Raw genomic sequence first — 9,152 nt, forward strand, 5'->3', positions numbered from 1 at the left:
AAGGGGTCAGCGACCCCCGGCTCAGTGGGGGACTGGTCCCCTTGCGGGGGGTTCTGAAGGGGGCCAGGAGCGTCCTGGAGCGACAAAGAAGCGGAGCCGCCCCTTTCTTTCTTGCCTTAAAGTATAGTTACCATGAAATATAAAGAGGATACGTTAAGACGGTATTGTATTTTTTTATGGGATGTCTGCTATAATAGATCTAAGGTAGCAGATATGTGAGTACTTTGTATTTCTTAAGGCGCAAAGGCTTATATTATGAAAGGACTTGGGTTTTTTGGGATTATAACGACAGTGATATTCTTATGGATAATACACTACGGCGTGTCTTATCGTAGCACTGCTGTAAAGCTCAAGGGTATTCCTGTAACAGATAACGCTCGCAAACAGCTTGTAACATCACCAACTCCCGACACTATGCCCCAGACAACCACAATCTTCCCAGGCGCTCCCTTTAATCATGCAGCAGACGAAACGAACATACAGGAACAGCTACCAGGGGATGTCCTCAAAAACAAGGGGGCTGTCATCATCAAGACTGACCCGTCGATGGCAAAACTGTATGTTGACGGCAGGTTCTTGGGACACACCCCTTACAAGCTCAACAGGGCTGTAGGCAAATACAAAATTACGCTCGAAAAAAGTGGCTATGCGTCAAAAACAGAAGAGATAACCGTATTTTCCGGCAAAACTGTTATAGTGAAAAAAACATGTGAAGTAAAATTCACTGGAATCCATCTCTGATACTTGGTTATACTGTAGCTATCCTTGTATGGTAAGGATAATGTTGGGATTGTGGAAAGAGAGGTCATTGAGAAAATATGACAAACCAGGTAATCGGTGGATTGGGGTGAACGATATATGAGAAAGTGATGTCTTATAACCAATTGCACCTATTTATTGAGCATTTGATGAGAACCATAAACACTCATGCAACCGATGTTGGTATCAGCTATGGTACTGAGGGTAAGTGGACGTATGATCTGTCGCGGAGGGGTATTACCTTGTCCGTTTCAGATGGTCAGGAAAATTATATAAGTCAACAGGGAAGAGAGCTTATAAATAATCAACTTCTATATAGCAAGAATGCGGAGATGCAAAAGGTTATCGAAAAGATAACCCTTGTGGCTGGGACGGATTTTTCCGTAATCATCCAGGGAGAGACGGGCACCGGTAAGACCATGATAGCGCGTCTGTTGCACACGTTTAGCAAGCGGAGCTCGCGCCCATTTGTCCACGTAGATATCAATGCGGTGCCGGAGTCCCTCATAGAGACGGAGCTTTTTGGCTATGAGAAGGGCTCGTTTACGGGGGCATACAAGCGAAAGAAGGGCTTCTTTGAAAGCGCTGACGGGGGCACCATATTCCTTGACGACATACAGAATCTCTCCGGCAAGGTGCAGGGTAAGATACTGAGCGTGGTTGAAGAAAAGAGGTTCTATCCCATAGGCACTGCCAAGGCCACCCACGTGGACGTTCGTCTGGTCGTGGCCACCAACGTGGATATTTCGGTGAGTCTGATGGACAGGACAATGCGCGATGACCTGTTCTACAGGCTTGGTGAGTTTTTCATCACCGTCCCGCCCCTGAGAAACAGACAGGAAGACATACCTGCGCTGTTCAGTGGGTTTGTCACCGACGCCGGTATCGAACTCAACCGCAATATTGTGGATATCTCAGAGGACGTCTTTATCATACTTAAACAACATCACTGGCCCGGCAATATCAGGGAACTCAAAAACGTCGCCAGACGGGCAACCCTGGTATGCACAACGGAGCGGCTACTGCCCCAGCACATTGAGATGTTGAGTCAGAAGTCAGTGGCTACTGTTGAGAGCTTACCTATTCCGCCGCTTAAGACCTCCACTGCCGAGGTGGTCAGACAAACCGAAAGCAAGGCCATCAAAGAGGCGCTCGCCTTTACCGGTGGAAACAAGAAAAAGGCTGCCGCCCTACTAAAGATTGATTATAAGACACTCATTACTAAAATAAAAGACTACGGCCTAAAGTAAAGACTACAGGTTGAAGTTCGGCAAATGTCAATGTACTCAACCACAATGCCCTTGTTTTACCCCCGTGGTTTGGCAAGTATCTCAAGTACCTTCAGGTCAAGAAACCGCTTGGAAGCCGCAGCGCGTATAACCATTACGGTATCGGCCCCTCTGCCTGTGCCGGCAACAACAACAACCTCACTGCCCTCCGGTACAAGTCCGGCATCGGCAGCCATCATAACCATCTCACAGCAGACCTTTGGTCCCTCTCCAAACCTCCGTAGCGCCTGTGCCACTATCATCGACGGATACATTCCGCCACTCTTGACAGATAACGCCGTATCCAGCGAATGTGTCACCATCGTTCCCGTGTAGAGTGTCGCACCGTTTTGGCGGATCGTATCAATGCTCTCTGCCGATATCTCTATCGTGTTGGCCTCCCGAAACCCATATGAATGCGTCACCACAACAACACGTGTATCCGTCCCCTTAAAGGCCTCCGAAAAGGCGATTCCGGTCTCACCCGTTGTGCTTGCCACTATCAGGTGCTTATAGCCATACTGTTCTATGGTCTTCCTGGTGAGCTGCAGGCATGAGGTCGTGTTGACCTTACCGGCTGTTTCAAAATACACTATTTGTTTTTCCATAATATCATTGACCTCCCTGGTCTAGCTGCTTGTTTTTTTGTTCGTTACCCTTTACGTTGAATCTGTTCATGCAAGCATCTAAGCCTTCCACGATGATGCACACAATGGCGTCAACTGCACGCTGTATGACCTCTTCCACCACGGTTGCCTCGGCCCTGCCAAAGCCGCTGAGGACGTACTCCTCAACCGCTACGGAGTGGTCCCTGCCAACGCCCAGCTTGACCCGCATAAAGTCCCTCAGCCCGGTACAGTCTATGATGGACTGTATCCCCTTATGGCCACCGGAGGAGCCGCCACGCCTGAGCTTCAACCGACCGGTGTCCATGTCTATGTCGTCGTGGACAACCACGGTGGTATCATGGTGATACTTCATTACGTCTCTGAGGGCATTTCCACTGAGGTTCATGTATGTGAGTGGTTTGATGAGCATTGCCTCACGGCCCTCAATGACCCCAGTGCCACTGTCGGCAACACCCCTGGTCTTTAACTTTATGGCATAGCGACCGGCCAGCTCGTCTATTACCATAAAACCAATATTGTGGCGCGTGTGTCTGTATCTGGCGCCCGGGTTGCCAAGTCCTGCTATCACCCACACAATGCCTCACCCCAAGGTTGAATCACTTGCAATGGCAATCCGCACATCAGAGTTGGTGGATTTACTTTGTTTTGTCCTCGACCTTTCCTTTCTTTATAACTTCCGGCTCTTTGGATGCCTCGGCGCCTTCTCCTGCGGCCTGCTCTGAGGCGAGCTGTGCCGTGGACAAGACGGTGGCAAGCAACTCCCCGACATCCGTGAGGACCTTTATGCCGGTGTCCACCTTGAGGTCGCTGACGTGCAGCGAGTGACCGATCTCAATGCCCGTGACGTCCAGTTCGACATGTGCAGGGATCGCATCGGGCAGACACTCTATCTCTATCTCACGCAGACCGGCCTGGAGTATGCCGCCATCACGTTTGACTCCCACAGCCGTACCCACCAGCAGCACTGCTACGCTTAACCTGACCGTCTCCAGCAGGGAGACCTCGTAGAAGTCCGTGTGCAACAGTTCGCCCTTTATGTGGTCAACCTGGTGGTCTTTCATCAGGGCCAACTTGGTGGTGCCGTCGCTGAAGTTGAGGTTAACCAGCAGTTGCTGGCCATAGCTGGCATTGACAAAGCCGACAAGCTCTTTCCTGTTTATCTGTATAGGCACGGACTGTCCGTGTCTGTAGATCACGCAGGGGATAACACCCTTGCGTCTCAACGAACGTGCCACTCCCTTGCCGGTTTCCGCTCTGACCTCGGCAGTCAGATTCATTCTTTCCATAGGTTTATCTTCTCCCGTTTTCCGTTAAAATTTTTTCGTGTTTAACTTAAAGTAAGTCCCCCGGGGCAATCGCATTTACACTGGAGCTGCGGCAAGCGTTACCACACCTGGCAAGCTCAAGCGTTACCCTGCAGGTACAATCTCAACTGGGCTACTGACGTGGAACTCTTGATAAGTACACTAAACTCATCAAGTTTATCGACCTTATCAATCCTCCTGAGCATATCCATAAGCTCCAGTCCCTCCGGACCATACTTGATTTCAAGCATCCCTTCTATACCTTCCAGCTTGCCTTCCAGCTTGCCTTCCAGCTTGCCTTCCAGCTTGCCTTCCTGCCTGCCTTTGAGTTCACCCTTTGTAAATATATCCTTAAAGAACTCGTATTCATCCAAATCAATTGTTATCGGCATGTTCAGTACCTCCTGTTTTACCTTGGTGGCCAAATTTCTTAATCCGGCAAGGTATAGCAATTTCCTGATATAATTTTCCCTTTCTCTGGGTTGTAATCGATAGAGTTTTGCAAGAATTCTCTTTATCGTGACATTGTCATCGTCTATTCTGCACAGAATAGCCAATATGTTATCATCAGGGTTATCGCTGTCAATGAGTTGGTTACCGTCAAGAGTACGGACGTCTATCAATTCGTAGGAATACTTTATTCGTTTAAACTCCATACTGCTTTTCATGTTTAGCGGCTTGTTGCCGATATACAAGACAATCTGTAGCGGTAACTTCTTGTACTGGTTGTATATGAAACCGGAATAGAGATACATACGCCCCAGCATGTTGTTATCGTTTGACGATTGCATCTCAATGTGAGCGATATCCCCATCCGGCAGCTCAATCAAGATATCGACCTCCCTTATCTGAATATCGGGGAATTGGATATCTATGAATCTACCCGTATCATATCCCGTCAGCAGCTTTAGGAACCTCTGCGGCACATCTTTAATGATATCTTTTAATACTATATCATACTTCTGGTGCATGACTATTATAATAATCCCACAGGAGTATCGCTGTCAACAGTTGATTCCAGGGGGGGGTGCATAAATTTTTCATGGGTAACAAATGGTAATAAAAATACGCATAAAGGGGTCAAGGGGCCGGCCCCCTTGCAGGGGGTTCTAAAGGGGCCAGGTGGGACCTGGAGCGCCAAGAAGCGGAGGGGGTGAGGCACTCCTGCCACAAACCGCCCCTTTCTTTCTTCTATTTGAGCAATTTTGATACCCGAAAAAACTCGAATCCGATCAGTATACATGTTTATGCTCTCTTGCTTATAAGAACAGCGAACTGATGGAGGACTCCACGTGTATCCTTTCGATGGCCTCGCCAAGCAGACGCGCCACGCTCAGGATGGTCAGCTTGGGGCAACTCTCTCGTTTGCTGTCAAGGGGGATCGTGTTTGTGGCAATGACCTGCTCGATAACAGACTCATTGATCCTCTGCACTGCCGGGCCTGAGAGGACGGCGTGCGTGCAGGCGGCATACACGACCTTGGCGCCATTTTCTATCAAAATCTGGGCGGCCTGAGCCGTTGTACCAGCGGTATCTATCATATCGTCCAGTATCAGGGCATCTTTGCCTTTTACGTCACCGATAACGTTCATCACCATGCAGACGTTTGCCTCCTCACGCCTCTTGTCAATTATGGCCAGGGAGCAGTTGAGGCGTCTGGCAAACGCCCTGGCCCGCTCCACGCCTCCGGCATCGGGGGAAACAATGACGAGGTTATCCACGGGGCAGTTCTGACGGATGTACTCCAAGAGCACCGGGATGGCATAGAGATGGTCTACGGGGATGTTGAAAAATCCCTGAATTTGTCCGGCGTGCAGGTCTATGGTCAGCACCCGGTGTGTGCCTGCCACTTCGATGAGGTCGGCCACCAGCTTCGAAGATATGGGCACGCGCGGTTGCACCTTTCTGTCCTGCCGGGCATAGCCGTAGTAGGGGATGACGGCCGTTATTCTTCCGGCAGAGGCTCGCTTGAGGGCATCTATCATCAGCAGCAACTCCATGATGTTGTTGTTGACTGGCATGCACGTTGACTGTATGACAAAGGCATCATCGCCGCGGACGTTCTCGTTAATCTTTATGGATATCTCACCATCGCTAAAATTCTTTACCGATGTATCAATTAACGGGATGTTCAGGTACTGAGACACCTCTTCTGCTAACATGCGGTTAGAGTTACCCGTTAGAAGTTTAATCTCTTTAGGCATTCTAATAACTCCTTTACTAAGTTGGGCAGCCTTGTTAAAGCGACCTTCCTGCTAATTAAAATTGGCCATCTTGCTAATTCCTGGGACGGGAGGATTCGAACCTCCAGATGGGAGATCCAAAGTCTCCTGACTTGCCGTTTGTCGACGTCCCAACCGTTCAAAGGTAATTATAAACCATGTGCAGCACAATTGTCAAAAAAAAGAAAAAATCTACGCCGTTGCCACTTCGGCAAAACCCCTTGTGCAGTAGGGGCAGAAGTGCCAGCCTGGCAGCCTTTGCTTACCGCAAACGGTGCATCTGTCCTCTCTGAGACTGCCACAAAAGGGGCAGAGCACATAATCAGGATAGAGTATATTGCCGCATTTCGTGCAAGGATACCCCATGCCGTCATCATCCTGCTCGGCATCCCCCATGTGGATGCTCCTGACAACCTCATCAATGGTTGTCAAACCGTTTTTGACCTTATAGATGGCATCATCACGGATAAAAGACATGCCACCCTCCACGGCCGCCTTCTCTATTTCTTGTTCGGGCGCCTCTTTGACGATCAGAGTACGGACCTTATGATTGAGCGTCAGTATCTCAAAGATGCCCATACGCCCCTTGTAACCCGTCTTGCCGCAATTGGAACATCCAGAACCTCTGGAGAATTTAAAGCTCTGTGATTTTGCGTTGCCGTTAAGCCCCATCTTTAAAAGCTCCTCACTTGAGGGGGTGTATGACTTGCTGCACTTGGTGCATATCTTGCGCACAAGCCTCTGGGCAATGATGCCCCTCAGGGCCGAGGCCAACATAAAGGGCTTGACCCCCATGTTGACCAGACGTGCAATGGCCCCCACTGCGGAGTTGGTGTGCAGCGTTGACAACACCAGATGGCCCGTAATAGAGGCCTGTACCGCTATGTTGGCCGTTTCGGCATCCCTCATCTCACCCACCAGGATGATGTCAGGGTCTTGCCTCATCGCAGCACGCAGACCATGCGCAAACGTCATGCGCTCGGTGATCGCTATCTGGTTTATGCCATCGACGTTGTACTCTATGGGGTCCTCAAGGGTCATTATGTTAATCGTTGGCTCCTTGACTGCGTTGATTATGGCATAGAGCGTGGAACTCTTACCACTACCCGTAGGCCCCGTTACAAGGACAATGCCATTAGGGACGGACAGCGCACCATTTAATCTTGCGGCATCCCTGTCTGTCAAACCTATGTCCTTGACGTTGAGGATGGCCGAGCTTGAGTCCAGAAGTCGCATGACAATCTTCTCTCCATACTGGCTGGGCAGCGTATTAACACGCAGATCGACCTCCTTGCCGTCTATCTTGATCTTTATCCGACCGTCTTGCGGAATCCGCCTCTCCGCTATATCCAGCGCCGACATGATCTTCAACCGCGATGACACCGCACGTTGCACGTGTGCGGGCAGTTGATTGACGCTGCGCAACATGCCGTCCACTCTGTAGCGTATGTCAAGCGTCTTCTGCTTTGGCTCAATGTGGATATCACTGGCCTTCATCCTCACGGCCTGAAGCAGTATCTTGTCCACTATGCGGATGATTGGAGGGGAGTTGCTGTCATTTATCAGGTCATCGCTGGTCTGATATATATCCGCATCAAGACCTGTCTTATCTGCGCTTACGTCTATATCCCTCAGGGGACTGTTGTACTGATAATAGCGCATGATCGCATCCCTGATCATAGACGGGGTTGACACCGTAACCGTTATCTGCTTTCCGGTGATACGTCCTATTTCCTTTATGATTGCGATGTCCAGGGGGTTGGCCATGACAATGGTCAGGTCGCGGTTGTCCAGCTTCAGGGGGATTAGCATATTGGTCTGCGCCACCGACTCGGCGATAAGCTCGATGGCCTTTATGTCGGATGTAACCGCGGTCAGGTCAGTGAAGGGTATCCCCAACTGGGTGGAGAAGGACTTGCAGATGTCCCTTTCGCTAACGATACCCTTTTCCGTGAGCAGTTCGCCCAACTTCTTTGTGCAACTCTGCTTGTCACTAAGGGCTTCCGATATCTGCTGCTCGGTTACCAGTCCTGCATCTATAAGGATGTTGCCCAGTCTTTTCACCGGTTTTTTTTGATAGAATTGGATTATCCCCTTTCGTATGTCCGTGGCAGTAGAAACCTTTACCCTGATGTTTTTACCGGAGGCAAACGTCAGGGTATCAATTACCTCTCTGTCGAGGGGATCGCTGGTGGCTACATACAGGATGTTTCCCTCAACACTTAACGGTAGTGTCAGAAACTTGATGGCCAGCTTCTCCGGGACGAGCTTCAGGGCCTCCGGCTGACAATTGTAATCATCCATTTCAACAAACGGTAAGCCCAGTTGAGCCGATACCGCCCTGGCTATATCCACGTCCTTGATCAGGCCCTCTTCAACCAGGATGTCTCCTAGTCTTTTCTTTTTCTCTCTTTGAAGCTCAAGGGCGTGTTCAAGATTAGCAGGTTCCAGCAGTCCGGCTGCCAGCAAGACATCGCCCAGCATCACCTTTTTACCTGAGGGCGAGAGCTTTGTCTCTATCGCATTTGCCATAGATAATGTCACGGGTATCTCACCCAAACACTGAGAACATTCAACGTTATAAAACCTGTTAATCGCCTCTTTTATCTCCGTTGTGGTGGATATCACGATCTTCATGATCATACCTGTGGCAATGGCAATGGCGTTGATGGCATTGATGTCGAGTGGATCGGCCATGGATACAACCAGTACCCGCCTGATAATCGTCAGGGGGACGATGAGGTGCAGTTGAGCCAACCCTTGGGGAATGAATTGCAGGGCATCCTGGTTTGCTTCGACGTCCTTGAGCTCCTTGTAGGGGATGCCCAACTGTGCGGAACAAGCCAGCACGATGTCTTTTTCCGTAGCCGCCTTATCGGCAACGAGTATCTCTCCCAGTCGGCGGTTATCCGTTTCTTGTTTTTTTCAGTGCTGCGGCAAGCTGTTTTTTGTTTATTACCTTTGATTTTA

8 protein-coding genes and 1 tRNA gene are annotated in these 9,152 nt (G+C 49.8%); 2 read left to right on the top strand and 7 right to left on the bottom strand.

From position 1 onward, the window contains the following. Nucleotides 1-255: 255 nt before the first annotated feature. Together HWQ67_RS08580 and HWQ67_RS08585 are read left to right on the top strand one after the other, a co-directional pair. Nucleotides 256-741: a PEGA domain-containing protein gene (locus HWQ67_RS08580; RefSeq protein WP_218252271.1), complete on the top strand. Its 486-nt coding sequence runs from the start codon at nucleotides 256-258 to the stop codon at nucleotides 739-741. 167 nt (nucleotides 742-908) lie between these two features. Next, a complete protein-coding gene (locus HWQ67_RS08585) occupies nucleotides 909-2,009 on the top strand; it encodes a sigma 54-interacting transcriptional regulator (RefSeq protein WP_218252272.1) in 1,101 nt (366 codons plus the stop codon). A gap of 56 nt (nucleotides 2,010-2,065) precedes the next feature. On the opposite strand, the gene HWQ67_RS08590 is transcribed toward HWQ67_RS08585, so the two are convergent. From HWQ67_RS08590 to HWQ67_RS08620, 7 genes are all read right to left on the bottom strand, one after another. After that, the gene (locus HWQ67_RS08590; protein WP_218252273.1) at nucleotides 2,066-2,635 is read right to left on the bottom strand and encodes a pyruvate kinase alpha/beta domain-containing protein; all 570 of its coding nucleotides are present in this window, start codon (nucleotides 2,633-2,635) and stop codon (nucleotides 2,066-2,068) included. A gap of 4 nt (nucleotides 2,636-2,639) precedes the next feature. Then, a complete protein-coding gene (gene pth, locus HWQ67_RS08595; RefSeq protein WP_218252274.1) occupies nucleotides 2,640-3,230 on the bottom strand; it encodes an aminoacyl-tRNA hydrolase in 591 nt (196 codons plus the stop codon). 61 nt (nucleotides 3,231-3,291) lie between these two features. Then, on the bottom strand, nucleotides 3,292-3,942 hold the full coding sequence (locus HWQ67_RS08600; protein WP_218252275.1) for a 50S ribosomal protein L25: 651 nt from the start codon (nucleotides 3,940-3,942) through the stop codon (nucleotides 3,292-3,294). A 116-nt stretch (nucleotides 3,943-4,058) separates the two neighbouring features. Beyond that, nucleotides 4,059-4,931, bottom strand: a complete 873-nt coding sequence (locus HWQ67_RS08605; protein WP_218252276.1) for a hypothetical protein — start codon at nucleotides 4,929-4,931, stop codon at nucleotides 4,059-4,061. A 288-nt stretch (nucleotides 4,932-5,219) separates the two neighbouring features. Continuing rightward, nucleotides 5,220-6,164 (bottom strand): ribose-phosphate pyrophosphokinase, encoded by a 945-nt coding sequence (locus tag HWQ67_RS08610; RefSeq protein WP_218252277.1) that lies wholly within the window; start codon nucleotides 6,162-6,164, stop codon nucleotides 5,220-5,222. Nucleotides 6,165-6,244: 80 nt separating this feature from the next. Continuing rightward, nucleotides 6,245-6,316: transfer RNA gene (locus HWQ67_RS08615), tRNA-Gln, on the bottom strand. A gap of 58 nt (nucleotides 6,317-6,374) precedes the next feature. Continuing rightward, complete coding sequence (locus HWQ67_RS08620) at nucleotides 6,375-9,032, bottom strand: ATPase, T2SS/T4P/T4SS family (protein WP_218252278.1); 2,658 nt, start codon at nucleotides 9,030-9,032, stop codon at nucleotides 6,375-6,377. Between the last annotated feature and the right edge of the window lie 120 nt (nucleotides 9,033-9,152).

It is taken from the genome of Candidatus Magnetobacterium casense, assembly GCF_019173545.1.
GTDB lineage: Bacteria > Nitrospirota > Thermodesulfovibrionia > Thermodesulfovibrionales > Magnetobacteriaceae > Magnetobacterium > Magnetobacterium cryptolimnobacter.